Source organism: Thermodesulfatator atlanticus DSM 21156 (genome assembly GCF_000421585.1).
In the GTDB taxonomy this organism is placed as follows: domain Bacteria; phylum Desulfobacterota; class Thermodesulfobacteria; order Thermodesulfobacteriales; family Thermodesulfatatoraceae; genus Thermodesulfatator; species Thermodesulfatator atlanticus.
In genome coordinates, this window is the sequence record NZ_ATXH01000034.1 from 1 (window position 1) to 21,827 (window position 21,827).

Sequence of the window (21,827 nt, forward strand, 5' to 3'; positions counted from 1 at the left end):
TAAATTCCCGTAGGGAGTGGAAACCCGAATGGTCTCTGGAAAGAGGAAAACGCCCTTTTCGGGTTACCCACCCTTAAATTCCCGTAGGGAGTGGATTTTAGGCGAAGGGCCGAGGGAGAAGGGCGAAGGGCCGAGGGAGAAGGGCGAAGGGCCGAGGGAGAAGGGCGAAGGGCAAATGTAGGGGCGACGCATGCGTCGCCCCTACCAAATGGCTACCAAATGGCACAAAATTTCTATTCCCTACTCCCTATTCCCTACTCGCTAAAAAGATTGACGAAAATTGAGTTTTCTTTTATAGGATTAACGCATTGCCCAAAAAGCAGAAAGGAGGGTTGCCTCTTATGGCCAGACACAAAAAGATCGAACGCATGCGCGAAATTGAAAGACGCCGTCGCCGCAGGGCTCGCTTGGCCAAGCTCCGTGCCAAGGGGCTTTTTCCGCGCCCAGAAGGCTATGACCCCCGGGTTTACCCCTATGTGGCCTATGCAGTGGCCAAGGGGATCATGAGCCTGGAAGAGGCCCGCAAGCGCCTTGAAGCCGCTAAGATAGAGCAGGCCAGCTAACGGGCCTTTTCTATCAAGAAAAGCATCTCCTCCACGGCCTCTTTCATTCCCACCATAATGGCACGCGCCACAATGGCGTGGCCAATGCTGAATTCTTCTATCTCAGGGATAGCAGCCACGGGGGAGATGTTGCCATAATGTAATCCATGGCCAGCATGCACCTCAAAGCCTAGCTCTCTCGCCACCCGCGCGGCCTCTTCAAGGCGCGAAAATTCTAAGTCCATCTCTTCCGGGCCTTTGGCCTCAGCGTAATTCCCCGTATGCAGCTCAACGATGTCTGCCCCTGTTTTGGCAGCGGCCTTTAATTGTTCCTCATCGGGATCAATAAAAATACTCACCTTAAGACCAGCTTCTTTTAAGTCTTCAACGGCTTTGCGCACTTTGCTTATACGGCCCTTTACCACCAGACCGCCTTCGGTGGTTATCTCCTGACGACGCTCTGGTACAAGGGTTACCTGATCAGGCCTGACCTCTTTGGCAAAATTTATCATCTCGTCAGTGGCAGCCATCTCAAGCACCAGCTTGGTTTTTACGATCTCGCGTAAAATACGCACGTCACGGTCCTGTATATGGCGGCGGTCTTCACGCAGGTGAACCACAATACCGTGGGCACCACCAAGCTCGGCAAGCACCGCAGCATGTATCGGATCAGGATAATTAACTTTGCGGGCCTCACGCACCGTAGCAACGTGATCAACATTAACTGCCAGTTTAGCAGGCATATACTCCCTCCTTTGCAAGAATAATACAGCCTTGCGCCCTGCCCTGCCTAAAAGGCTTCTGACCAGTTTTATCTCCTTTTCGAGCATTAACTTGGCTGCAAAACGGCCCCCTTCGTGTTCATGGCCTAAAAGATGCAGAAGCCCGTGAATGGCAAGGAGCAAGAGGTAATGTTTTTTAGGGATTCCGTAAGTCTCAGCTTCCTTAAAAGCTGTGTCAACCGAGATGAGCACATCGCCTAAAAGGTTCGGTTGAAGCTCAACAAAAGGACCCTCACGCTGGGAAAAGGAAATAACGTTGGTGGGATAAGGGCGGTTCAGATAAAGTTCGTTATAGGTGGTGATGGTCTCATCATCAACAAAAATGAAAGTGGCTTCTTTTTCTGGAATCCCCAAAAGAGAAAGGGCCTGGGCTAACTTCTCCCCAAGCCACTTAACAGGAATGCGTTTTTTTTGCTGATTTATTAACTCAACGGGCATGTTCTTTTAGATAGAAGAAAGCCCAATAATAGGCAAGCTTTTTATAGTAGGAAATAGCGCAATTTATTTGGTTTTTGCGCCGAGCAGGCGTTTTAATCGCACACTAAGTTCTTTTTCTCGGCCCCTGTCCGTAGGATGATAGTATCTTTTTCCTTTTAATTTTTCTGGAAGGTATTCTTGAGGAACATAACCCCCTGGAAAGTTATGGGGGTATTGATAACCCTTACCATAGCCAAGTTCTTTCATGAGTTTTGTCTCAGGATTACGCAGGTGCAAAGGCACAGGAAGGGCGCCGTGTTTTTTCACGTCCTCACGCGCAAGGGAGAGCGCTTTGTAGGCAGCATTGCTTTTAGGGGCAAGAGCTACGTAAATTACCGCCTGAGTTAGCGCCAATTCCCCTTCAGGAAGCCCCAAAAACTCAACGGCATCCTTGGCTGCAAGGGCTATTTGCAAGGCCACAGGATCTGCAAGACCAACGTCTTCCGCAGCTGCCGCCACCAGTCGCCTTGCAATAACAAGGGGATCTTCACCGGCCTCAAGCATGCGCACCATCCAGTAAACAGCGGCATCGGGATCACTTCCCCTCAAACTTTTATGAAAGGCCGAAAGGAGATTGTAATGCTCTTCGCCACTTTGGTCGTAAAGAAGGGGCCTGGCAAGAGAAAGCTCTTCAAGATGTCTTTTGGTTATTGTTAGGGTTCCTTCTTTTTCTTCAGCACTCGTGACAAGTATCTCCAGAAAATTAAGCGCCACCCTGGCATCACCCTCTGAAGCTCTTGCCAAAATCTCCAAGACTCCTTCTTCAACATTTATTTTTAAGCCCCCAAATCCCCTGGGATCTTCCAAAGCCCGTTTTAAAATGATGAGAATTTCTTCAGTGGTAAGGGGTTCAAGCACCAGGACCTTTGCCCGGGATAGAAGGGGTGCAATAACCCTGAAAGAAGGGTTTTCCGTAGTGGCTCCGATTAAGGTCAAAAGGCCTTCTTCCACGTAAGGCAAAAGAAAATCCTGCTGGGCTTTATTAAAGCGGTGAATTTCATCTATAAAAAGAATGGCCTCACGCCCTAGCGAGCGTAATTTTTCTGCCTCCATCAAGACCTTGCGCAGGTCTTTTACCCCGGCATCCACAGCGCTAACACTTAAAAAGGACGCCGCAATCTCTTTTGCCAAGAGCCTGGCTAGAGTGGTCTTCCCGCAACCTGGCGGCCCCCAAAGGATAAGAGAGGGGAGTTTTTTCTTGGCTAGCACACTTCGCAGGAATTTGCCTTCCGCTAGGAGATGCCTTTGGCCAACGAATTCATCAAGACTTCGTGGTCTCAGCCGCTCAGCTAAAGGTGCCTTAACCCTGAAAAGACCCTTTTCCACCGCACAAATGAAAATTAGCTTTTTTGCGGCTTTTTCTTTTTACCCGCCATGAAAAGACGGGTAAAACAAAAAGTGCAAAGCCCTGTGATAAGGTTCCAGGAAAAAAGCATAAAAAGTAAGGCTGAGCCCTTCATGATTTTTTTCTCCTTCTCTTCTCTTGAAGATAAACCAGAAAACAAAGAACCGCCATAATAGTTAGCAGGAGTTGTCGGGTAAGCCAGGAAGTCCAGGTGCTTTTAGCGATGTATCCAGGGAGCACTGTGACTATCCACCATATCAAAATGATGGTCAGGAAAAATGGCGTTACATAGCGCATAATGAAGAAAAATACGCGAGGAAGCTTGATAAAACCCCCGCGGTTTATCTCTGCCCAGGCCTGAGAAGGACTAAAGGCCCAGAAAAAGATTAATACTTCGCAAAGGGCAAAAAGCACCACGCAGAAAGTCCCCGCCCAAAAATCCATTTCATCCAGGGCACCGTTTAAGAAAATGGCCACGTGTGCCACTGAAAAAAGCACCACCATGGTAGCCAACACCGCCTGAGGGCGAGTAAGCTTAAACTCGTCTTCTAGGAAGGCAATGATGGGTTGGGTTATGGCCACCGAAGAGGTAAGCCCCGCAAAGAAAAGCAGGATAAACCAGAGGAAACCAAACACCTGACCCAAGGGAATATTGGCAAAAATCGCAGGAAGACTGACAAAGGCCAGGTTAAAGGCCCCACTTGCCGCGATAGCCTGGGCCGCCGCAACACCAAAAAAAGCCGCAGCTGCAGGGATAGCAATAGAGCCACCCAGGATAACTTCAGCCGCTTCGTTAAGGGATGAAGCTGTAAGTGCCGAAAGGGTAATGTCATCGTTGCGCTTAAGATAAGACGCGTAAGTGATTATTGCTCCAAAACCAAGGCTTAAAGTGAAGAAGACTTGGCCAGCTGCGGCAAGCCATATCTTGGGATTAGTAAGCTGAGACCAATCTGGCTGCCACAAAAAGTTAAGCCCTGCAACAGCAGTACCATAAGGGGTTTCAAGGGTGATTACCCTTATCATCAAGATCACCGCAAAGAGAAAAAGAAGCGGCATAGCGACCTTGGCAAAACGTTCAATGCCACCAGAAATACCTTTTAGAAGAATCAAGACATTAAGGCCCACGGTAAGTACAAAAAAGAAATAGGCCAGATAACTGGGATGATAAAACAAGCCTTTTCCCATTCCGGTATAAGTTTCTAGAAAAGACTTAAAGGGCTTTAGATATTCTACGGGAGATGCTGCGGTTGCTGCTGGATGAGGAAGCTTGCCCGCAATGGATAAGATGGCATAACCAAGGGTCCAGCTTTCAATGTAGATGTAATAACATGACACCACAAAAGGTACAAAAAGCCCAAGGACTCCGATATATTTGGCCACGGGATGTTTCCATAAGAGACGGAAAATAGCAGGCGTGGTCCCATGGCCCCTCACACCTCCGTAGCGGCCAATGGCCCATTCCACCCACATAAGGGGAATAGCTATAAGAACCAGGGAAATCATATAAGGAATCATAAAAACCCCACCGCCATTTTCTGCCGCCTGGGTGGGGAACCGTAAGAAATTACCAAGACCAACGGCATTGCCAGCCATCGCCAAAATGAGTCCAATACGGGTGGCCCAACGCTCTCTTGCTGGCATAAGAGACTCCTAGTTTTTTAGAGGTAACTAGTAGTCAAAGCAATGCTATTTATCAAGGGCTTTGAAAAGAAGATAGCGCCTTTCGGGACGACGACGATCAAGGGGGATGAACACTCTAAAAACCGTTGGGTTCGAAAGATTAAGTACCTCTATTTCTCCACCAAGCTCCTCCATGATCCTGGTGGCATAAGTAAGCCCCATCCCAAAATGGCCTGATTTGGTGGTAAAAAAGGGATTAAAAATATAAGGTAAAACATCTAAAGAGATTCCTGGGCCGTTATCTTTCACTTCGAAAACTACTTGATTTTCGCACACCTTCGCTGAAAAAGAGACCGGCTCAGCATGACTTAAAAGACGGTGAGATTCCAGGGCGTTTTTTATAATCTCTGAAAGGGCCTCGATCAAAAGTTCAGGATCCGTATAAAAAACAAAAGAATTAAACCCTTTGGTGTTTAAAACTAACTCGGGATTTTCTCCGCTCAACTCAATCTCAAACTTTTCTTTCAAAATTTCGATGATCTCTTTACCTTCAGCAGGCTTAAAACACGGCTTGCGTAACAGAACAAAACGCTCCAAAGAAGAAAGAAGTTCTTCTAGCCTTTCGCACTGATATATGAGCGCAGAAGAATAGGAACTAACTTTTTCAGGGGATTCTTTTAAGCGCCTGGCAAGCCCGCCAATCACAGAAATGGGATTGCGCACGTGATGTGAGATATCTGAAAGCATGCGGCCCAAAAAAGCAAGATGTTTGGCTTCGCGCAGGGATTTTTCAAGTTTTTTCAAATGGCTGAGGTTTTGAAAGGTAAGCACGATAAATGGCGGCGCTCCCTCTGGTTCATAGCGCAAAAAATGAAACTGTGCCACAAAGCCATCTCCTTCGTGCGGGACCAAATAGCCTTCCCCTTCATAAAGGCCTTCGTTTTCAAGGATGGTAAGCACATTGGGCCAGAAAATTTCCCTGTCTTGCTGGGTGAAAAAGAGAGAAAAATCTTTTCCTTCGAGATCATTGTCTTTGAGTAGCTCTAAAGCCATTTTGTTGGCAAATAAAATTTTTCCTTCAGGAGAAAGGAGAATGACCCCTGCTTTAACAAAATCAAGAATATTTTGCAAATAATAGGGGAACCATAAGTCTTCTTTAACAGTAAGTTCGGTTTCGCGGGTTAAAACAGTCATTTTTTTCACCAAAAATTATTATTCGAGACCTTTGCAAAATGGCGGGACCCGTTCCTGTTTTTGTGTCGAAAAAATAGGAACGGATCCTTTTTGCCAAGTTCTTCAATAAGTCTTTTCGGCAAAAAAATTAAAAAGATAAGGAAAACTGAATACCAAAATAAAAAAAGCCCCGAAAAAATCGGGGCTTTTAAATAAGATAATGGGGAAATGGTGTCTATTCTTTCTTTTCCTCTGAAGAGGGCTTTTCTTCTTGGGAGGCTTCAGCTTTTTCTTCGGTCTTTTCCTGGGTTGCTTCTTCGGCTACTTCCTGAGAAGCTTGAGGCTCCTCGGAGACTTCTTTTTCTTCAGGTTTTTCTTCTGCTTCAGGTTTTTCTTCGGTTTTTGCTTCCGGTTGTGTTTCTTCCTCGGATTTTTCAGCTGTTTGTTCTGCTGCCGAGATTTCTTCTTGTTCTTCGGCTTTCGGTGCTGCCTCTTCTTTGGCCGTTTCCTCGGTCTTCTCCGTAGCAACTGGTTTTTCTTCGGTCTTGATAACTTCTTTTTTGGATGGCTTATGTTCCAGCTTATCCGTTACCAACTCGATAATGACCATCATGGCGGCATCACCACGGCGCGGACCAATACGTACTATCCTGGTAAACCCACTTTGACGATAGGCATAACGGTCTTTTATCTCACCAAAAAGCTTACGGACAACGGCTTTATTTGGCAAAATAGAAAGCGCCTGGCGCCTTGCCGCCAGATCCCCTCGTTTGGCCAAGGTAATCATTTTGTCTGCCAGCCGGCGCAACTCCTTGGCCTTGGCCTCGGTAGTCTGGATTCTTTCGTTTATAAAAAGCGCTACCAAAAGATTACGCAAAAGGGCCTTGCGATGCTCCCATGAACCAACCAAGCGTCTGCTCTTCTTTCTGTGCCTCATGATATCCTCTCCCTACTTTGCTTCTTTAGCTTCCTCTGGGGGCTTCCAGTCTGGTATATGCATGCCAAAAGAAAGCCCCATGGACTCGAGAATCTTTTTGAGTTCGTTTAAGCTCTTACGCCCAAAGTTTTTCGTTTTGAGCATTTCAGATTCTGTCTTCTGCACGAGCTCGCCAATATAACGTATATTTGCATTTTTTAAACAGTTGGCCGAACGAACCGAAAGCTCCAGTTCGTCGATCTTTTTGTTAAGGTACTGATAATACTCAGGACGGCTTTCCTCTTCCTTACGCGCCTCTTCAGCAGCCTCTTCCTCAGCAAAATTAATGAAGATGGTGAGCTGGTCTTTTAGGATCTTTGCGGCGTAAGCCATGGCATCTGCAGGATCAACCGTACCGTCTGTCCAGATTTCCATCACAAGGCGGTCAAAATCACTGCTACGACCCACGCGAGCCTGGGTAACATTAAAATTGACCCGTTGAATAGGGGAAAAGATCGCATCAACCGGGATTACGCCGATCTCTTCTACCGAAGAAGGATCAGCCGGCCGATACCCCTTACCCCATTCTACGTGCAGTTCCATCTTAAGGCGCCCGTCTTTGGCAAGCGTTGCGATATGGTGGTCAGGGTTGGCAATTTCTGCCTTCCCATCCAGTTGAATGTCACTTGCCTTTACTTCTCCTTCGCCTTCTTTCTCAAGAATAAAAGTCTTGGGCTCCTCATCAAAAAGCTTAAAACGCACGCCTTTTAGGTTAAGGATTATATCGATAACGTCTTCCACTACACCTGGAAGACTGGAGAACTCATGGGTTGCGCCGTCGATTTTGACCCAGGTAATCGCAGCACCCTGGAGCGAAGAAAGAAGTACCCTTCGCAAAGAGTTTCCAATGGTTACGCCAAAACCCCTTTCTAGGGGTTCAATAATAAACTTTCCATAAAAAGGTGGCTTAGAATCATCGTGAACCTGCACCCCTTTCGGCTTAATAAGCTCTAGCCAGTTCCTACTGATAAGATTTTTAGTCTCTGCCATAGCACCACCCTATATTTAATTTTGTCTTCACCATTACCGGGAGTAAAACTCAACAATGAGCTGTTCCTGAATAGGCATGGTGATATCTTCTCTGGTAGGTAGGGCTTTAACCGTGCCCTTGAAATTGTCAGCGTCAAGCTCAAGCCATTGGGGGATGCCCCTGCGAACGGCTGCTTCTAAGTTTTCCTGTACAAAAGGATTCTGTCGATATTTTTCTTTAAGCTCTATGACATCTCCCGGCTTTACCAAGTATGAAGGGATATCTACATTGCGACCATTGACCTTAAAAAGGCCGTGAGCAACCATCTGGCGCGCCTGCATCCGCGAAGAAGCAAAACCCAGTCGATAAACAACGTTATCAAGGCGACGTTCCAAGAGTTGTAAAAGGTTGTGGCCAGTTTGGCCGCGCATTCTGTCTGATCGTTCAAAATAAGTGGCAAATTGCTTTTCAGAAACACCATAGATGCGTTTTACTTTTTGTTTTTCCCGCAAACGAATACCGTAGTCGGAACGCTTTGCACGCATCTGGGCCTGGCCATGCTGACCAGGGGGATAACTGCGCCTTTCAAAAGCACATTTATCCGTATAACAACGCTCGCCTTTGAGGAACAGCTTCATCCCTTCACGGCGACATAAACGACAACGTGGTCCTGTATATTTTGCCAAGGCTTTCTCCTCCTTAACTAGCGGTATTAAATACGTCTTTTCTTAGGTGGGCGACACCCGTCATGTGGAATCGGGGTTACGTCTTTAATCATGGTGATTTGGAATCCAGCAGCCTGAAGCGCCCGTAAAGCAGCCTCTCGGCCAGCCCCTGGCCCCTTAACATAAATAGCCACCTTACGCATGCCGTGTTCCATCGCCCGACGGGCAGCAGCTTGTGCTGCAAGCTGCGCAGCGTAGGGAGTTCCCTTACGGGACCCCTTAAATCCCTCGGTACCACCACTTGCCCAGGCTACCGTGTTGCCCTGCTTATCGGTAATGGTAACGATGGTGTTGTTAAAAGTAGCGTGAATGTGGGCAATGCCCTCTGGAATGTTTTTCTTTTCGCGTTTTTTACCTTTTGGTCTCCGACGTCTCGCCATAACTACCACCCCTTACTTTTTACGTCTGCCGCGCAATGAAGACGGGCGCGGGCCTTTTCTCGTACGCGCATTGGACCGTGTCTTCTGGCCTCGAACCGGAAGCCCCATCCTATGCCTTAAACCACGATAACACCCCATGTCCATAAGGCGCTTAATGTTGGCGGATACTTCGCGGCGCAAATCACCTTCTACCTTGTGCTCACGCTCAACCAGATGACGAATCTTGGTCAGCTCTTCTTCGGTGAGGTCTTTGGTTTTTTTGTTCCAGTCAACGCCAGCCTTAGTCAAAATCTTCTGCGCAAGCGTACGCCCCACTCCATAAATATAGGTGAGGGCTATTTCTATACGTTTGTTATCTGGGATATCTACACCCGCAATCCTTGGCACTTCTTAAACCTCCTTAACCCTGTCTTTGTTTATGACGTGGATTTTCACAAATAATACGCACTATGCCCCTTCTTTTGATCACCTTACACTTACGACATCTTTTTTTGACAGATGCTTGCACCTTCATGGTATCACCTATCCTTTCTTACGATCTTTTTTAGAGCCGCGGTAAACAATGCGGCCTCTTGTTAAATCATAAGGAGAAAGTTCGACGATTACTTTGTCCCCAGGAAGAATGCGAATATAATGCACTCTCATCTTTCCGGAAATATGAGCCAAAACTTTATGCCCATTTTCTAGCTCAACCCTGAACATAGCATTGGGTAAAGCTTCAACTACCGTACCTTCCACTTGAATTGCATCTTCCTTGGGCATAAACGCTCCTCTTTAAATTTTTGATAAAATTTCAGGACCCTTAGCAGTAATGACCACCGAGTGTTCATAGTGTGCTGCAAGCCCTCGGTCTTTAGTAACCGCCGTCCAGCCGTCAGCAAGTATTTCTATCTCGTGACTGCCCGTTACCACCATAGGCTCAATAGCTATCACCATTCCCGCCATAAGCCTTGGCCCTTTACCACGGCGCCCAAAATTAGGCACCTCTGGGGGCTCATGCAAATTTTCACCTATGCCATGACCTACAAAATCACGAATAACATTAAAGCCATGCTTTTCTACAAATTGCTGCACTGCAAAGGAGATATCCTGCACCCTGTTTCCAACCCGCGCCTTTTCAATCCCTTTGTAAAGGGCCTCTTCAGTAACCTTCATTAAACGCTCCGCCTCTTCGCTCACTCTTCCAACGGCCACGGTAAGCGCTGCGTCCCCGTAATAACCATCGTAAATAGCGCCAAAATCAAAACTAACGATATCTCCTTCTTTAAGTACTTTTTCTTTAAGAGGAAGCCCGTGCACCACTTCCTCGTTCACAGAAACACACAAACTAAAGGGGTAGCCCCTATAGCCCTTAAATGCCGGGCGGGCTCCCCTTTTTATGACTAATTCCTCTGCGATTTTATTTAGATCCCAGGCACTAACCCCTGGGCAAACGTTTTCCTTAACTAGTTGTAAAACTTCCGCAACAATAGCATTTGCTTTACGTAATAAATCTATTTCCCAAGGGGCCCGTAATTTAATTTTACTGGGCCCCTTAGTCAACTTCATAATCTTTTTGTTTCTCAATTTTATCCGCCGAGAAGCTTTACAATACGATTAAAAATTTCTTCTATAGAGCCCATTCCGTCAATACGGTAAAGGACTCCCTTTTTCTCATAATACTGAACAATAGGTTCAGTCTGCTCGTGATAAACCTTAAGACGGTTCTTTACGGTTTCTTCGTTATCGTCCGCACGCTGATAAAGCTCGCCGCCACAAACATCACACTTACCCTCTTCCTTGGGCGGCTTGAACATTACATGATACATCATGCCGCATTTCTTGCAAGTTCTGCGCCCGGTAAGTCTTTTAACAAGCTCTTCATCAGGAACATCAATCAAGATGGCGTAGTCTATTTTTTTGCCGAGTTTTTCTAAAAGTTTGTCAAGAGCCTCTGCCTGAGGAAGAGTCCGGGGAAAACCATCAAGAATAAAGCCCTTTTCACAATCAGGCTGCTTAAGGCGTTCTTCCACCATACCAAGCACAATCTCATCCGGCACAAGGGCACCCTTGTCCATATACTCTTTGGCTTTTTTACCAAGCTCTGTGCCCTTAGAAAGGTGCTCACGGAACATATCCCCGGTAGAGATCTGGGGAATACCAAACTTTTCAGCAATCATTTTAGCCTGCGTACCTTTACCAGCCCCTGGTGGTCCAAGAAATACGATGTTCATAACCCCCTCCTTTTATGCTTTTAACGCCCTCTTCCCCGCAAACGGCCCTGCTTCATAAGTCCATCATAATGGCGGGTCAAAAGGTGCGCTTCAATTTGGGCCATGGTATCCATGGCCACTCCTACTACGATGAGAAGGGCCGTACCTCCAAAATAAAAGGGGACATTAAATTCTTTTATCAAAATGGTTGGCAATACACAGATAGCCGACACATATAAGGCCCCTATTAAAGTAATCCTGGCAAGAACTCGGTCTAAAAATTCAGCCGTAGCGCGCCCTGGCCTAATTCCAGGAATAAAACCACCGTGTTTTTGAAGGTTCTCCGCTACTTCCTGAGGATTGAAAATAATAGCGGTATAGAAATAACAGAAAAAGATAATGAGCGCGACGAACAAGACTTCGTAAATAAGACTGCCAGGCTGAAACCAATGCGCCATTTTTTGGAAAAAGTCTATTGGAACAAAACTTGCCACGGTTGCCGGAAACATCAAAACAGAAGAAGCAAAAATCGGGGGAATGACCCCTGCCATATTTACTTTAAGAGGAAGATAAGTGGTTTGCCCACCAACGATCTGCCTTCCCACTTGGCGTTTAGCGTAATGAATGGGGATCCTGCGCTGCGCCCTTTCCATAAAGACAGTGAAAGCAACTACCGCTATCACCAGCGCTATAATTAAAAGAAGTACTACCGGGGAGAGTTCGCCCGTCTTAACAAATCGCACAGTACGGATAAGGGCCGCGGGAATTCCTGCTACAATACCTGCAAAGATAATCATGGAGATACCGTTTCCAATGCCATGCTCGGTAATCTGTTCTCCAAGCCACATGAGGAAAATAGTCCCCGCGGTAAGGGTGATCATGGTGAGCAGTTTAAATCCCCAGCCAGGGAAAAGTACAATAGGATCGCCATTGGGAGCGGTCATGCGCTCAAGCCCAAGCGCAATACCAAAGCCCTGAATCAAACAAATGGCTACCGTGAGATAACGCGTATAATAGGCGATCTTGCGGCGGCCTTCAGGGCCTTCTTTTTGCATTTCTTTTATGCTGGGGAATACTACGGTTAAAAGCTGAAGGATAATAGAGGCGCTAATATAGGGCATAATCCCCAAGGCACAAATAGAAAGACGCCTAAGGGCTCCACCGGAGAACATATCCAGGAAGCCAAAGATAGTTCCCCCGGCCCTATCAAACAAGGCAGCAAGGGCCACGGTATTTATGCCGGGAGTAGGAATTTGAACGGCTATTCTATAAATAGCAAGCGCCGCAAGAAGGAAAAATATCCTGCGGCGCAACTCTGGAATATTGGCAAGAGTTTCTACACCCTTAGTTTGTAACATTTAAACTCTCCTAGCGAGAGATAATCTCTACCGTTCCACCTGCTGCTTCGATTTTCTCACGTGCGGACTTGGAAATCGCATGACATTTCACTTTAAGCGCTATTTTTATTTCACCATCTCCCAAGATTTTAAGAGGCTTAGGGGTTCCTTTTAAAATCTTAGCCTGCCTCAAAATTTCAGGAGAAACTTCTGCACCATCTGAAAACTTTTTAGCTAAGTCCCCAACATTTAAAACAGCGTATTCTATCTTGAAGGGATTTTTAAAACCTCGCTTGGGAAGACGACGCAAGATGGGCATTTGCCCTCCTTCAAACCAAGGAGGCACACCTCCGCCGGCCCTTGCCTTCTGGCCTTTGTGGCCTTTACAGGCAGTCTTGCCATGGCCGGAACCCGGCCCACGACCAACTCTTTTTTCTTTCTTCTTAGACCCTGGAAAAGGGGACAAATTTGAAAGGCTGATTCTTTCAGCCATTGATCTCCTCCACTTTTACAAGATGTTTTACTTTGTCAATCATTCCCCTGATACAAGGATTATCAGGTTTAACTACAGTGTGACGAATACGCCTAAGCCCCAAAGCAGCAAGGGTGTCACGCTGCTTTTTGCTCCAGCCATACTTACTGCGCACAAGGGTAATTTTAAGCTGCTTCATGGCTCTCACCTACAACTTCTTCTTTGGCCAAATTTCGTTTCTTAGCAACGTATTCAGGATCTTGTAAGCTTTCTAAAGCTTTAAAAGTAGCTTTTACCACGTTATGAGGATTAGTACTACGGATGCATTTGGTTACCACGTCACGAATACCAACCGCATCCATAATAGCACGCACCGTGCCACCCGCAATAACACCTGTACCAGGAGCACCGGGTTTAAGAAGCACCTGCGCTGCGCCGTAAATCCCGAGAATGGGATGCGGTATAGTGCCATTGATTACAGGCACTTTTATCATGTTTTTACGGGCCTTCTCTAGGGCTTTGCGAATGGCGTCAGGGACTTCTGGAGCCTTCCCCAGGCCATAGCCTACTCGCCCGGCCCCGTCGCCCACTACCACCAGGGCGGAAAAACGAAAACGACGCCCGCCTTTATGGACCTTTGCTACACGGTTAATAAAAATAATCTTCTCTATTAGCTGTTCGGTATCTTTAGGTGATGCCACCAAGGCTTCTTCCCTCCTTTAAAACTCTAAACCTGCAGCGCGAGCCCCATCAGCTAAGGCCTTAACGCGCCCGTGATATTTATAGCCACCTCTGTCAAAAACAACTTTTTTGATACCAGCCTCTATGGCCCGCTGGCCTATAAGTTCTCCTACCACCTTGGCCACTGCTGTCTTTCCACCTTCTTTTTTGGCAGAAAGGACTTTTTCTTTGATCTGCGGGGACAGCGAAGAAGCTGCCACTAAAGTCCTTCCGTGAACATCGTCGATAATCTGAGCATAAATATGCTTTGAGGATCGAAAGACCGAAAGACGTGGTCTTTCAGGTGTCCCGAAAATCTTTTTACGTACACGACGTTTTCTTCTAAGTCTCGCTAAGACCTTTTTGCTTGTTTTTCCCATAGCCCCTTCACCTGCTCCTCTCTAGCTACTATTTCTTACCGCCTTTGCCGGCTTTACGTAAAATTTTCTCTCCAGTATAACGAATCCCTTTGCCCTTATAAGGTTCAGGAGGTCTAATCTTTTTTATATTCGCTGCAGTCTGGCCTACTAGTTCTTTGTCAATACCTTCAAGGATTATCTGGAATTGAACTTCACCAGCACCACGCTGCACTTTGGCAGTAACTCCCTGCGGGAGTTTAAATTCTACAGGATGAGAATACCCCACACTGAGCACCAGGGTATCGCCCTTAAGCTCAGCCTTATACCCCAAGCCAACAATGTCAAGAGACTTGGTAAAACCTTTGGAAACACCAGTTACCCAGTTGTTTACCAAGGCCCGTGCCAGCCCATGAAAAGCCTTAACTTTTCGCGCAAGGCGCTTTTGAACTTGCGCAGGAAGCACTTTTATTTCGTTTCCTTCTACTTTTATCTCAACTAATGGTGGATGTGGCTTTTCAAGGCGGCCTTTCGGACCCTGCACAATGACCTTGTCTTCTTTTATTTCAACCTTGACCCCATCCGGGACAGGAACCGGCCTTCTACCAATCCGTGAAAGCATATTCATTCACCTCGCTTACCAAACTTCACAAATAACTTCGCCACCAATGCCACGTTTGCGGGCTTCTCTGTCTGTCATAATGCCCTGAGAAGTAGAAATAATGGCAATGCCATAGCCCCCTAAAACCTTAGGCAGCTCGTCTTTTTTAACGTAAACCCTACGGCCAGGCTTAGAAACTTTTTTCATGCCCGCTATAACCGGCCTTTTTTCGTCGTCATATTTAAGCACGATTTCAATCTTTCCCTGAGGCCCCTCAGGTACAAAACGGAAATCTTCAATATAGCCTTCTTCTTTGAGAATCTTGGCAATAGCAAGCTTCATCTTAGAAGCTGGAATCTCAACGGTTTTGTGATGCACTAAGCAGGCGTTACGAATACGCGCCAGCATATCAGCAATCGGATCAGTCATCATAGCCCTTCACCCCTTACCAACTTGCTTTTCTCACTCCCGGAATTTTGCCCTGAGAAGCAAGATTCCGGAAACAAATACGACAAAGCCCAAAACGGCGAATATAAGCGCGTGCGCGGCCACAAATCGAACACCTGTTCCGCTTGCGCACCTTAAATTTTGGCTCTCTCATGGCTTTAACAATTTGCGCTTTGCGCGGCATGGTCCCTCCTATCTCCTACGTTTAAATGGCATGCCCAAAAGCTTTAAAAGCTCAAAGGCCTCTTCGTCGGTTTCTGCCGAAGTAACAAAAGTAATATTCATGCCCTTGATTTTTTCTACTTTGTTAGGATCAACCTCAGGGAAAATGGTATGGTCATCAATGCCCATGGTATAGTTACCCCTACCGTCAAAACCCCGCGCGGGAATACCACGGAAGTCACGCACTCGCGGAAGGGCCACATGGATCAAGCGAGCCAGAAAATCATACATGCGGTCCTTGCGCAAAGTCACCATAACCCCAATGGGCATACCTTCACGCAGCTTAAAAGCTGCGATGGATTTACGAGCCCGACGAATACTTGGCCTTTGGCCAGCTATCATCGCAAGCTCTTCCACCGCCTGGTCGATTATTTTGGGATTTTGAACAGCTTCACCAAGCCCCATATTAAGAACAATCTTCTTAAGCCGCGGGACTTCCATCGGATTTTTATACTCAAACTTTTCCATAAGCTTGGGAACTACCTCTTCTTCGTAATATTGCTTAAGCCAGGACATAGCCCACCTACTCCTTCGCCTCGATTATCTCTCCGCATTTTTTACACACACGAACTTTGGTCCCGTCTTCCAAAAACTTACGCCCGATTCTTACCCCACGCGCGCACTTTGGGCAAAATACCATCAAATTGGAAATGTGCACCGGTGCCGGCTTCTCTACAATGCCTCCCTCCGCATAGGGAGTAGGCTTCATGTGGCGTTTCACCACGTTTACCCCTTCCACAATGGCCCGCTGTCTGCGCGGAAAAACCTGTAAAACCTTGCCTATTTTGCCCTTGTCCTTGCCAGCTATTACTACCACCTGGTCGTTTTTGCGGATATGAACCTTGACCTGGTGCGGCTTTATATCTCTTCTCTGCTTACTTTTAAAAAGTCGCATACCTCTAACCCCTTACAGAACTTCTGGCGCAAGTGAAATAATTTTCATGAACTTCTTTGACCTTAACTCACGACCAACAGGACCAAAGATACGAGTACCAATGGGCTCTCCCCACTGGTTAATCAAAACCGCAGCGTTCTCATCAAAGCGAATCAAGGTCCCATCAGGACGTGGCTGTTCTTTTTTGGTGCGCACCACTACAGCCCGCACCACATCGCCCGCTTTGACTTTAGAGTTTGGCAAAGCCTCTTTTACCGAGGCAATGATAACATCGCCTATGCGGGCGTAGCGGCGCCCTGAGCCACCCAGGACCCGAATGCACATTATTCTCTTAGCTCCAGAATTATCAGCTACATTTAAATATGATTGCTGTTGAATCATCGCCCTTCACCACCTTCCTAGGCTTCCTCTTGAGATGTTTCCTTTTCAAGCACTTTGGCCCGTTCGATTATGGTCTTTACCCGCCAGCGTTTATGACGCGAAAGCGGCCTGGTCTCTTCAATTAAGACCTTATCGCCTATCCGACAGGCGTTTTCCTCATCATGGGCCATGAATTTCTTACGACGCTTAATATACTTTTTGTAAATGGGATGCATCTTTAAGCGCTCAACCGCCACCACTACGGTTTTGTTCATCTTGTCGCTAACCACAATGCCAATAAACTGTTTGGGATTTCCTTTCTTCTCACTCATTGCCATGACCCTTAAACTTTATGAAGTTTTTCCCTGTAATTCTTTTTCGCGCATAATAGTAAGCACACGGGCAATATCCCGTTTAACTTGCCTTATACGCATAGGATTTTCCAGTTGGTGGATAGACTTCTGAAAACGAAGATTGAAAAGCTCTTCGCGCAACTCGCGCAGCTTTTCTTGAAGTTCCACCACTGATAAACGACGAAGCTCTTGAGGTTTCATACCCGATCCTCCCGGGAAACAATCTTACATTTTATAGGTAACTTATCCGCAGCAAGACGTAGCGCCTCGCGAGCAATTTCTTCAGGAACCCCTTCAATCTCGTAGATAATCCGGCCAGGTTTGATCACCGCTACCCAGCCTTCAACATTACCCTTACCTTTACCCATACGTGTTTCCGCAGGTTTTTTGGTAATAGGTTTGTCTGGAAAAACGCGAATCCAAATCTTGGCACCTTTTTTGGCACAACGCACAATAGCAACACGACCAGCTTCGATCTGCTGGGAAGTAAGCCAGCAGTGCTCAAGCGCACGCAAACCAAACTCTCCAAAGGTTACTGCGTTGCCGCGCCAAGCCTTTCCACGGTTACGGCCTTTTTGTTGTTTGCGATATTTAACTTTTCTAGGCTGAAGAAGCATAATTATTCCCCCTAAATATTAAGAGGTGCCATTTCACCCTTCTCAGGCAAAACCTCTCCCTTAAACAGCCAAACCTTAACCCCTATCACACCATATTTGGTATTGGCTTCTGCAAAACCATAATCAATATCAGCACGAAGGGTATGAAGCGGAACTCTTCCTTCACGGTACCATTCCTTACGCGCGATCTCAGCTCCCCCAAGACGCCCCTTACACTGCACCCTGATGCCCTGGGCCCCAAAACGCATGGCCAGCGCCACCGCCCTTTTCATGGCACGCCTGAAAGAGACACGACGCTCAAGCTGCATAGCGATATTTTCAGCCACAAGCTGCGCATCAAGCTCTGGGCGTCTTACTTCCACGATATCGATATGAATCTCTTTTCCTTCGGTAAGTTCTTCTAAAGCCTTTTTAAGGGCTTCGATCTCAACGCCTTTTTTACCGATAACGATTCCTGGGCGAGCAGTATGAATAATAATGCGAACTTTATTTGCTGCCCGCTCTATTTCTATTTTTGAGATTCCCGCATGCTTTAAGCGCTCCTTGATAAAACGGCGAATCTTAAAATCTTCGTGTACCAGTTTAGGAAAATCATTCTTGGCAAACCAGCGGGAATCCCAAGTCCTGGTAATCCCTATTCTCAACCCTATGGGATTTACTTTCTGACCCAAAGCTCGCCCTCCTTAACTATTTCTCTGGTTTTTCTTCCACCACAATGGTGATATGACTGGTGCGTTTTAAGATACGACTTGCCCTACCAAAGGCCCGTGGCCAAATACGTTTAAGACGCGGCCCTTCATCCACATAGGCCCTTTTTACGTAAAGCCTGTCCGGATCCATAGAATAATTGTGCTCCGCATTGGCAACAGCCGATTCCAAAACCTTACGCACTAGGCGTGCCCCTTTTTTAGGGGTAAATCTCAAAATATTAAGCGCCTCATCTACTGATTTGCCACGGATAAGATCCACCACTAAACGCGCCTTATATGGTGAAATACGCACATATTTAGCTTGCGCCCGCGCTTCCATATCTCACTCCTATTTCTTCTTACCTTTTACTTTGCCTTTATCTGCTGCATGGCCACGATAAGTCCTAGTAGGGGCAAACTCCCCAAGCTTATGCCCTACCATGCTCTCTGTAACGTAAACCGGTATAAACTTTTGCCCGTTATGCACTGCAAAAGTTAGCCCCACAAACTCGGGCAAAATCACGGAGCGTCGGCTCCAGGTTTTAATGACCTTTTTGTCTCCAGTTTCTAGGGCCTTGCGCACCTTTTTCCAGAGATGTTCATCTACAAACGGCCCCTTTTTCCTCGACCTAGGCATATGTCACCTCTCCTAGCCTTTACGTCTTCTTACGATAAATTTGTCAGATGCCTTTTTGCCCCTGGTTTTAAGGCCTTTAGCCAACTGCCCCCACGGAGAACAAGGATGACGCCCACCGTGAGTACGGCCTTCACCACCACCCATGGGGTGATCTACCGGGTTCATAGCAATTCCACGTACATGAGGACGCCTGCCCAACCAACGGGAACGACCTGCCTTACCTAAGGTTACGTTTTCATGGTCGATATTGCCCACCTGGCCAATGGTTGCGCGACAGGCAAGATGTACCATACGGATCTCACCAGAAGGCAAACGCAGATGGGCATAGTCACCTTCTTTGGCCATAAGCTGAGCAAAGGTTCCTGCGGAACGGGCAATCTGCCCGCCTTTGCCAGGGCGCAATTCAATGTTGTGTATAATGGTGCCCAAGGGAATATTGCGCAAGGGCATGCAATTGCCAACTTTTACTTCGACGTTTTCCCCAGACATCACTTCATCGCCAACCTTAAGCCCAAGGGGCGCTAAAATATAACGCTTTTCTCCATCGGCGTAGTGCAAAAGGGCGATGTTCGCCGAACGGTTAGGATCATATTCAATAGCTGCTACCTTAGCAGGGATGTTGTCTTTGTTGCGCTTAAAATCAATGCGGCGATAAAGACGCTTGTGCCCGCCACCACGAAAACGCACCGTTACCCTGCCATAGGTATTGCGCCCACCTGTCTTTTTAAGAGGCTCAAGCAGTGATTTTTCCGGTTCCTTACCAGGGGTAAGGTCCGGGTCAATCACAAAGCTCATGAACCTACGGCCTGGCGATGTTGGTTTACACTTTTTAATTGGCATAACCTATCCCCTCTATACCGATTCAAAAAAGTCTATGGTATGACCTGGTGCTAGGCGCACAATGGCTTTTTTCCTGAGCGGCCTGCGACCTTCATAACGGCCAAACCGCTTGGGTTTGCCTTTTACCCTGATGGTCTGAACCTTCTCAACCTTCACGTCGAACAAGTTTTCTACGGCCTTTTTAATCTCAATCTTATTGGCGTCTGGCGCCACCCAAAAAGTCACCTGATTGTTCTTTTCCTTCAAAAACATGGACTTTTCTGTAATAACAGGCTTTAGAATTATGGTTCTAGGATCCCTCATTTTGAAAGCCTCTCTTCAATTTTTGGCAAGGCCTCTTTTTTAATTATGAGATACTCGTAATCTAAAATATCATATACGTTTAAGCCGTCCGCTGTTAGGACCTTCACTTTGGGCAAGTTACGCGCACTTTTTTCGACAACTTCATCTCGCTCAGGAAGCACCACCAGGGCATCGTCCACCCCAAGGCCTTTTAAAAATTCAACGAACTTTTTGGTTTTAATCTCATCAAGGCCAAAATCATCTACTACTAAAAGCTTTCCTTTTTGAGCCCTGGCTGAAAGCGCCATTTTCAAAGCCAAACGGCGCTGCTTCTTGTTCACCTTAAACTCATAATCCCGAGGTTTGGGGCCAAACACCACGCCGCCTCCTACCCAATGAGGCGCGCGAATGCTTCCCTGGCGTGCTCTACCTGTGCCCTTCTGCCGCCAAGGCTTACGGCCTCCCCCACGGACTTCGCCGCGAGTCTTGGTGCAGGCAGTGCCTGCGCGCCAGCGGGCCATTTGCCAACGCACTACCTCGTGCAACAAACCAACCTTTACCGGCACGTTGAAAATATCTTCTCGAAGGTCCACTTCGTCCACCTTTTCTTTTTTGTTGTTAACTACCGCCACCGTGGCCATTTTATTCCTCACCCCACCTACGTATTGAAGTAAACGTATACGTAGCTGTTAACTGAGCCGGGAACAGCCCCTTTCACCAACAAAACGTTTTTCTCGGGCTTTATGTCAACGATGCTCAAGTTACGCACCGTAACAGTCTCGTTTCCATAGTGCCCTGGCATTTTCTTTCCTTTGATAACCCTACCAGGAAAAGTACTCGGACCACTTGAGCCAGGCTTACGATGAACCTGTTTGGCACCGTGGCTCATGGGCTGACGTTTAAAACCCCAACGTTTAATAGCGCCAGCGAAACCCCGACCCTTGCTTTTTCCGGTTACTTTTATCTTTTTCCCAGGCTCAAGGGACAAGTCCGCTAATGTGATCACCTGCCCAGGAGAAAAGGCCTGCGGATCATCAACTTTAAATTCTTTGAGCACATAAAAGCCGTGATCAAGACCCGCTTTTACAAAGTGCCCCTGCATGGGCTTGTTGAGCTTGGAAAGCTTCTTGGGTTTAAACCCAAGCTGTACCGCATTGTAACCGTCGCGTTCGGTGGTTTTGACCTGAACCACCGTGCACGGCCCAAGCTCAATCACAGTTACAGGAACCGCTTCCCCAGACGGGGTGAAAATACGGGTCATCCCCAATTTTTTTCCAATTAGTCCTTGAACCATAGCCATTTCTTCCACCCCTTTAGAGCTTGATTTCCACTTCCACCCCAGCGGGAAGCTCAAGCTGCATCAGCGCGTCAATAGTTTGCTGGGTGGGCTCAAGTATGTCGAGCAAACGCTTGTGGGTCCGAATCTCAAATTGCTCACGAGAATTCTTATCAATGTGAGGCGAACGAAGCACCGTCCAGCGGTTAATCTTCGTTGGCAGCGGTATCGGACCCACCACCCTTGCTCCTGTGTCGCGTGCAGTACGCACAATTTCTGCCACTGAATGATCAAGAACCTTATGATCAAACGCCTTCAATTTTATTCGTATCCTCTGGGTCGGGACTATCATGACCGGACCTCAAGCCTCCTAAAACTATTCCAAAATCTTGGTAACAACACCGGCACCTACCGTGCGACCACCTTCTCTTATCGCAAACCTCAAACCCTCTTCCATCGCTACCGGCTTTATCAACTGCACCTCAAACTCTACGTTGTCTCCAGGCATCACCATCTCCACTCCCTCAGGCAACGTCACCAC

At 47.1% G+C, this 21,827-nt stretch carries 37 protein-coding genes; 1 reads left to right on the top strand and 36 read right to left on the bottom strand.

Annotation, left to right across the window (positions count from 1 at the left end):
- The first annotated feature begins 341 nt into the window (after positions 1–341).
- Positions 342–563 carry a hypothetical protein gene (locus H528_RS0110925; protein ID WP_022854344.1) on the top strand — a complete coding sequence of 74 codons (222 nt, stop codon included), beginning with the start codon at positions 342–344 and terminating at the stop codon, positions 561–563.
- On the opposite strand, the gene H528_RS14365 is transcribed toward H528_RS0110925, so the two are convergent.
- The 36 genes from H528_RS14365 to H528_RS14375 form a co-directional block, all read right to left on the bottom strand.
- Entirely contained in the window at positions 560–1,762 is a 1,203-nt protein-coding gene (locus tag H528_RS14365) for a pyridoxine 5'-phosphate synthase (RefSeq protein WP_022854345.1), read from the bottom strand. The genes H528_RS0110925 and H528_RS14365 overlap by 4 nt on opposite strands.
- A gap of 63 nt (positions 1,763–1,825) precedes the next feature.
- Positions 1,826–3,127: a replication-associated recombination protein A gene (locus H528_RS0110935; RefSeq protein ID WP_022854346.1), complete on the bottom strand. Its 1,302-nt coding sequence runs from the start codon at positions 3,125–3,127 to the stop codon at positions 1,826–1,828.
- A 130-nt stretch (positions 3,128–3,257) separates the two neighbouring features.
- Positions 3,258–4,787, bottom strand: a complete 1,530-nt coding sequence (locus H528_RS0110945; RefSeq protein ID WP_022854347.1) for a sodium-dependent transporter — start codon at positions 4,785–4,787, stop codon at positions 3,258–3,260.
- A gap of 45 nt (positions 4,788–4,832) precedes the next feature.
- Entirely contained in the window at positions 4,833–5,960 is a 1,128-nt protein-coding gene (locus tag H528_RS0110950) for an ATP-binding protein (RefSeq protein ID WP_022854348.1), read from the bottom strand.
- Positions 5,961–6,174: 214 nt separating this feature from the next.
- A complete protein-coding gene (rplQ, locus tag H528_RS14855; RefSeq protein ID WP_022854350.1) occupies positions 6,175–6,876 on the bottom strand; it encodes a 50S ribosomal protein L17 in 702 nt (233 codons plus the stop codon).
- 12 nt (positions 6,877–6,888) lie between these two features.
- A complete protein-coding gene (locus H528_RS0110965; RefSeq protein WP_022854351.1) occupies positions 6,889–7,905 on the bottom strand; it encodes a DNA-directed RNA polymerase subunit alpha in 1,017 nt (338 codons plus the stop codon).
- A gap of 33 nt (positions 7,906–7,938) precedes the next feature.
- Entirely contained in the window at positions 7,939–8,571 is a 633-nt protein-coding gene (gene rpsD / locus H528_RS0110970; RefSeq protein WP_022854352.1) for a 30S ribosomal protein S4, read from the bottom strand.
- A 26-nt stretch (positions 8,572–8,597) separates the two neighbouring features.
- The gene (gene rpsK, locus H528_RS0110975) at positions 8,598–8,990 is read right to left on the bottom strand and encodes a 30S ribosomal protein S11 (RefSeq protein ID WP_022854353.1); all 393 of its coding nucleotides are present in this window, start codon (positions 8,988–8,990) and stop codon (positions 8,598–8,600) included.
- 12 nt (positions 8,991–9,002) lie between these two features.
- Positions 9,003–9,377, bottom strand: a complete 375-nt coding sequence (gene rpsM, locus H528_RS0110980) for a 30S ribosomal protein S13 (RefSeq protein ID WP_022854354.1) — start codon at positions 9,375–9,377, stop codon at positions 9,003–9,005.
- A 13-nt stretch (positions 9,378–9,390) separates the two neighbouring features.
- Complete coding sequence (gene rpmJ, locus H528_RS14370; RefSeq protein WP_084677717.1) at positions 9,391–9,504, bottom strand: 50S ribosomal protein L36; 114 nt, start codon at positions 9,502–9,504, stop codon at positions 9,391–9,393.
- Positions 9,505–9,512: 8 nt separating this feature from the next.
- Positions 9,513–9,752 (bottom strand): translation initiation factor IF-1, encoded by a 240-nt coding sequence (gene infA / locus H528_RS0110985; RefSeq protein WP_022854355.1) that lies wholly within the window; start codon positions 9,750–9,752, stop codon positions 9,513–9,515.
- 12 nt (positions 9,753–9,764) lie between these two features.
- Positions 9,765–10,538, bottom strand: a complete 774-nt coding sequence (gene map, locus H528_RS0110990; RefSeq protein ID WP_028845920.1) for a type I methionyl aminopeptidase — start codon at positions 10,536–10,538, stop codon at positions 9,765–9,767.
- 20 nt (positions 10,539–10,558) lie between these two features.
- Entirely contained in the window at positions 10,559–11,203 is a 645-nt protein-coding gene (locus H528_RS0110995) for an adenylate kinase (protein WP_022854357.1), read from the bottom strand.
- A gap of 20 nt (positions 11,204–11,223) precedes the next feature.
- Positions 11,224–12,540, bottom strand: a complete 1,317-nt coding sequence (secY, locus tag H528_RS0111000) for a preprotein translocase subunit SecY (RefSeq protein WP_022854358.1) — start codon at positions 12,538–12,540, stop codon at positions 11,224–11,226.
- 10 nt (positions 12,541–12,550) lie between these two features.
- Positions 12,551–13,000: a 50S ribosomal protein L15 gene (gene rplO, locus H528_RS0111005; protein WP_028845921.1), complete on the bottom strand. Its 450-nt coding sequence runs from the start codon at positions 12,998–13,000 to the stop codon at positions 12,551–12,553.
- Positions 13,001–13,004: 4 nt separating this feature from the next.
- Entirely contained in the window at positions 13,005–13,190 is a 186-nt protein-coding gene (rpmD, locus tag H528_RS0111010) for a 50S ribosomal protein L30 (RefSeq protein WP_022854360.1), read from the bottom strand.
- The gene (rpsE, locus tag H528_RS0111015; protein ID WP_022854361.1) at positions 13,177–13,695 is read right to left on the bottom strand and encodes a 30S ribosomal protein S5; all 519 of its coding nucleotides are present in this window, start codon (positions 13,693–13,695) and stop codon (positions 13,177–13,179) included. Before rpsE ends, rpmD begins: the two co-directional genes overlap by 14 nt.
- A 15-nt stretch (positions 13,696–13,710) precedes the next feature.
- Complete coding sequence (gene rplR, locus H528_RS0111020) at positions 13,711–14,091, bottom strand: 50S ribosomal protein L18 (RefSeq protein WP_022854362.1); 381 nt, start codon at positions 14,089–14,091, stop codon at positions 13,711–13,713.
- A gap of 28 nt (positions 14,092–14,119) precedes the next feature.
- Entirely contained in the window at positions 14,120–14,689 is a 570-nt protein-coding gene (gene rplF / locus H528_RS0111025) for a 50S ribosomal protein L6 (protein WP_022854363.1), read from the bottom strand.
- Between the two features lie 15 nt (positions 14,690–14,704).
- Positions 14,705–15,100 (bottom strand): 30S ribosomal protein S8, encoded by a 396-nt coding sequence (gene rpsH / locus H528_RS0111030; RefSeq protein WP_022854364.1) that lies wholly within the window; start codon positions 15,098–15,100, stop codon positions 14,705–14,707.
- Positions 15,101–15,113: 13 nt separating this feature from the next.
- On the bottom strand, positions 15,114–15,299 hold the full coding sequence (locus H528_RS0111035) for a type Z 30S ribosomal protein S14 (protein WP_022854365.1): 186 nt from the start codon (positions 15,297–15,299) through the stop codon (positions 15,114–15,116).
- 8 nt (positions 15,300–15,307) lie between these two features.
- Positions 15,308–15,853 (bottom strand): 50S ribosomal protein L5, encoded by a 546-nt coding sequence (rplE, locus tag H528_RS0111040; RefSeq protein ID WP_022854366.1) that lies wholly within the window; start codon positions 15,851–15,853, stop codon positions 15,308–15,310.
- 7 nt (positions 15,854–15,860) lie between these two features.
- On the bottom strand, positions 15,861–16,232 hold the full coding sequence (rplX, locus tag H528_RS0111045; RefSeq protein WP_022854367.1) for a 50S ribosomal protein L24: 372 nt from the start codon (positions 16,230–16,232) through the stop codon (positions 15,861–15,863).
- Positions 16,233–16,244: 12 nt separating this feature from the next.
- The gene (gene rplN, locus H528_RS0111050) at positions 16,245–16,613 is read right to left on the bottom strand and encodes a 50S ribosomal protein L14 (protein ID WP_022854368.1); all 369 of its coding nucleotides are present in this window, start codon (positions 16,611–16,613) and stop codon (positions 16,245–16,247) included.
- 17 nt (positions 16,614–16,630) lie between these two features.
- On the bottom strand, positions 16,631–16,924 hold the full coding sequence (gene rpsQ, locus H528_RS0111055; protein ID WP_028845924.1) for a 30S ribosomal protein S17: 294 nt from the start codon (positions 16,922–16,924) through the stop codon (positions 16,631–16,633).
- Positions 16,925–16,942: 18 nt separating this feature from the next.
- On the bottom strand, positions 16,943–17,146 hold the full coding sequence (rpmC, locus tag H528_RS0111060) for a 50S ribosomal protein L29 (protein WP_022854370.1): 204 nt from the start codon (positions 17,144–17,146) through the stop codon (positions 16,943–16,945).
- Entirely contained in the window at positions 17,143–17,562 is a 420-nt protein-coding gene (rplP, locus tag H528_RS0111065; protein WP_022854371.1) for a 50S ribosomal protein L16, read from the bottom strand. The genes rpmC and rplP overlap by 4 nt, the downstream gene beginning before the upstream one ends.
- Before the next feature lie 11 nt (positions 17,563–17,573).
- Entirely contained in the window at positions 17,574–18,233 is a 660-nt protein-coding gene (gene rpsC, locus H528_RS0111070; RefSeq protein ID WP_022854372.1) for a 30S ribosomal protein S3, read from the bottom strand.
- Positions 18,234–18,249: 16 nt separating this feature from the next.
- The gene (gene rplV / locus H528_RS0111075; RefSeq protein WP_022854373.1) at positions 18,250–18,591 is read right to left on the bottom strand and encodes a 50S ribosomal protein L22; all 342 of its coding nucleotides are present in this window, start codon (positions 18,589–18,591) and stop codon (positions 18,250–18,252) included.
- Positions 18,592–18,600: 9 nt separating this feature from the next.
- Positions 18,601–18,888 (bottom strand): 30S ribosomal protein S19, encoded by a 288-nt coding sequence (gene rpsS, locus H528_RS0111080; RefSeq protein ID WP_022854374.1) that lies wholly within the window; start codon positions 18,886–18,888, stop codon positions 18,601–18,603.
- A gap of 12 nt (positions 18,889–18,900) precedes the next feature.
- Entirely contained in the window at positions 18,901–19,728 is an 828-nt protein-coding gene (gene rplB, locus H528_RS0111085) for a 50S ribosomal protein L2 (protein ID WP_022854375.1), read from the bottom strand.
- 12 nt (positions 19,729–19,740) lie between these two features.
- Positions 19,741–20,031, bottom strand: a complete 291-nt coding sequence (rplW, locus tag H528_RS0111090) for a 50S ribosomal protein L23 (protein ID WP_022854376.1) — start codon at positions 20,029–20,031, stop codon at positions 19,741–19,743.
- Complete coding sequence (rplD, locus tag H528_RS0111095; RefSeq protein ID WP_022854377.1) at positions 20,028–20,651, bottom strand: 50S ribosomal protein L4; 624 nt, start codon at positions 20,649–20,651, stop codon at positions 20,028–20,030. The genes rplW and rplD overlap by 4 nt, the downstream gene beginning before the upstream one ends.
- Before the next feature lie 17 nt (positions 20,652–20,668).
- The gene (rplC, locus tag H528_RS0111100) at positions 20,669–21,310 is read right to left on the bottom strand and encodes a 50S ribosomal protein L3 (protein WP_022854378.1); all 642 of its coding nucleotides are present in this window, start codon (positions 21,308–21,310) and stop codon (positions 20,669–20,671) included.
- Between the two features lie 13 nt (positions 21,311–21,323).
- Positions 21,324–21,638, bottom strand: a complete 315-nt coding sequence (rpsJ, locus tag H528_RS0111105; protein WP_022854379.1) for a 30S ribosomal protein S10 — start codon at positions 21,636–21,638, stop codon at positions 21,324–21,326.
- 24 nt (positions 21,639–21,662) lie between these two features.
- A partial coding sequence (locus tag H528_RS14375; protein WP_084677718.1) for an EF-Tu C-terminal domain-related protein occupies positions 21,663–21,827 on the bottom strand: 165 nt, incomplete at its 5' end.

Excerpts from the sequence above, each read along its gene's own strand:
- rpsQ (WP_028845924.1), bottom strand. The coding sequence starts at position 16,924 with ATGAGTGAGAAGAAAGGAAATCCCAAACAGTTTATTGGCATTGTGGTT.
- rpsS (WP_022854374.1), bottom strand. The coding sequence starts at position 18,888 with ATGCCTAGGTCGAGGAAAAAGGGGCCGTTTGTAGATGAACATCTCTGG.
- rplB (WP_022854375.1), bottom strand. The coding sequence starts at position 19,728 with ATGCCAATTAAAAAGTGTAAACCAACATCGCCAGGCCGTAGGTTCATG.
- infA (WP_022854355.1), bottom strand. The coding sequence starts at position 9,752 with ATGCCCAAGGAAGATGCAATTCAAGTGGAAGGTACGGTAGTTGAAGCT.
- H528_RS14365 (WP_022854345.1), bottom strand. The coding sequence starts at position 1,762 with ATGCCCGTTGAGTTAATAAATCAGCAAAAAAAACGCATTCCTGTTAAG.
- rpsK (WP_022854353.1), bottom strand. The coding sequence starts at position 8,990 with ATGGCGAGACGTCGGAGACCAAAAGGTAAAAAACGCGAAAAGAAAAAC.
- H528_RS0110925 (WP_022854344.1), top strand. The coding sequence starts at position 342 with ATGGCCAGACACAAAAAGATCGAACGCATGCGCGAAATTGAAAGACGC.
- H528_RS0111035 (WP_022854365.1), bottom strand. The coding sequence starts at position 15,299 with ATGCCGCGCAAAGCGCAAATTGTTAAAGCCATGAGAGAGCCAAAATTT.
- rplF (WP_022854363.1), bottom strand. The coding sequence starts at position 14,689 with ATGCTTTCACGGATTGGTAGAAGGCCGGTTCCTGTCCCGGATGGGGTC.
- map (WP_028845920.1), bottom strand. The coding sequence starts at position 10,538 with ATGAAGTTGACTAAGGGGCCCAGTAAAATTAAATTACGGGCCCCTTGG.
- rplQ (WP_022854350.1), bottom strand. The coding sequence starts at position 6,876 with ATGAGGCACAGAAAGAAGAGCAGACGCTTGGTTGGTTCATGGGAGCAT.
- rpmD (WP_022854360.1), bottom strand. The coding sequence starts at position 13,190 with ATGAAGCAGCTTAAAATTACCCTTGTGCGCAGTAAGTATGGCTGGAGC.
- rplP (WP_022854371.1), bottom strand. The coding sequence starts at position 17,562 with ATGCTTCTTCAGCCTAGAAAAGTTAAATATCGCAAACAACAAAAAGGC.
- secY (WP_022854358.1), bottom strand. The coding sequence starts at position 12,540 with ATGTTACAAACTAAGGGTGTAGAAACTCTTGCCAATATTCCAGAGTTG.
- rpmJ (WP_084677717.1), bottom strand. The coding sequence starts at position 9,504 with ATGAAGGTGCAAGCATCTGTCAAAAAAAGATGTCGTAAGTGTAAGGTG.
- rplE (WP_022854366.1), bottom strand. The coding sequence starts at position 15,853 with ATGTCCTGGCTTAAGCAATATTACGAAGAAGAGGTAGTTCCCAAGCTT.
- H528_RS0110965 (WP_022854351.1), bottom strand. The coding sequence starts at position 7,905 with ATGGCAGAGACTAAAAATCTTATCAGTAGGAACTGGCTAGAGCTTATT.
- H528_RS0110950 (WP_022854348.1), bottom strand. The coding sequence starts at position 5,960 with ATGACTGTTTTAACCCGCGAAACCGAACTTACTGTTAAAGAAGACTTA.
- rplC (WP_022854378.1), bottom strand. The coding sequence starts at position 21,310 with ATGGCTATGGTTCAAGGACTAATTGGAAAAAAATTGGGGATGACCCGT.
- rplN (WP_022854368.1), bottom strand. The coding sequence starts at position 16,613 with ATGATTCAACAGCAATCATATTTAAATGTAGCTGATAATTCTGGAGCT.
- rplD (WP_022854377.1), bottom strand. The coding sequence starts at position 20,651 with ATGGCCACGGTGGCGGTAGTTAACAACAAAAAAGAAAAGGTGGACGAA.
- rpmC (WP_022854370.1), bottom strand. The coding sequence starts at position 17,146 with ATGAAACCTCAAGAGCTTCGTCGTTTATCAGTGGTGGAACTTCAAGAA.
- rplV (WP_022854373.1), bottom strand. The coding sequence starts at position 18,591 with ATGGAAGCGCGGGCGCAAGCTAAATATGTGCGTATTTCACCATATAAG.
- rpsH (WP_022854364.1), bottom strand. The coding sequence starts at position 15,100 with ATGATGACTGATCCGATTGCTGATATGCTGGCGCGTATTCGTAACGCC.
- H528_RS0110995 (WP_022854357.1), bottom strand. The coding sequence starts at position 11,203 with ATGAACATCGTATTTCTTGGACCACCAGGGGCTGGTAAAGGTACGCAG.
- rplX (WP_022854367.1), bottom strand. The coding sequence starts at position 16,232 with ATGCGACTTTTTAAAAGTAAGCAGAGAAGAGATATAAAGCCGCACCAG.
- H528_RS0110945 (WP_022854347.1), bottom strand. The coding sequence starts at position 4,787 with ATGCCAGCAAGAGAGCGTTGGGCCACCCGTATTGGACTCATTTTGGCG.
- rplW (WP_022854376.1), bottom strand. The coding sequence starts at position 20,031 with ATGAGGGATCCTAGAACCATAATTCTAAAGCCTGTTATTACAGAAAAG.
- rplR (WP_022854362.1), bottom strand. The coding sequence starts at position 14,091 with ATGGGAAAAACAAGCAAAAAGGTCTTAGCGAGACTTAGAAGAAAACGT.
- rpsJ (WP_022854379.1), bottom strand. The coding sequence starts at position 21,638 with ATGATAGTCCCGACCCAGAGGATACGAATAAAATTGAAGGCGTTTGAT.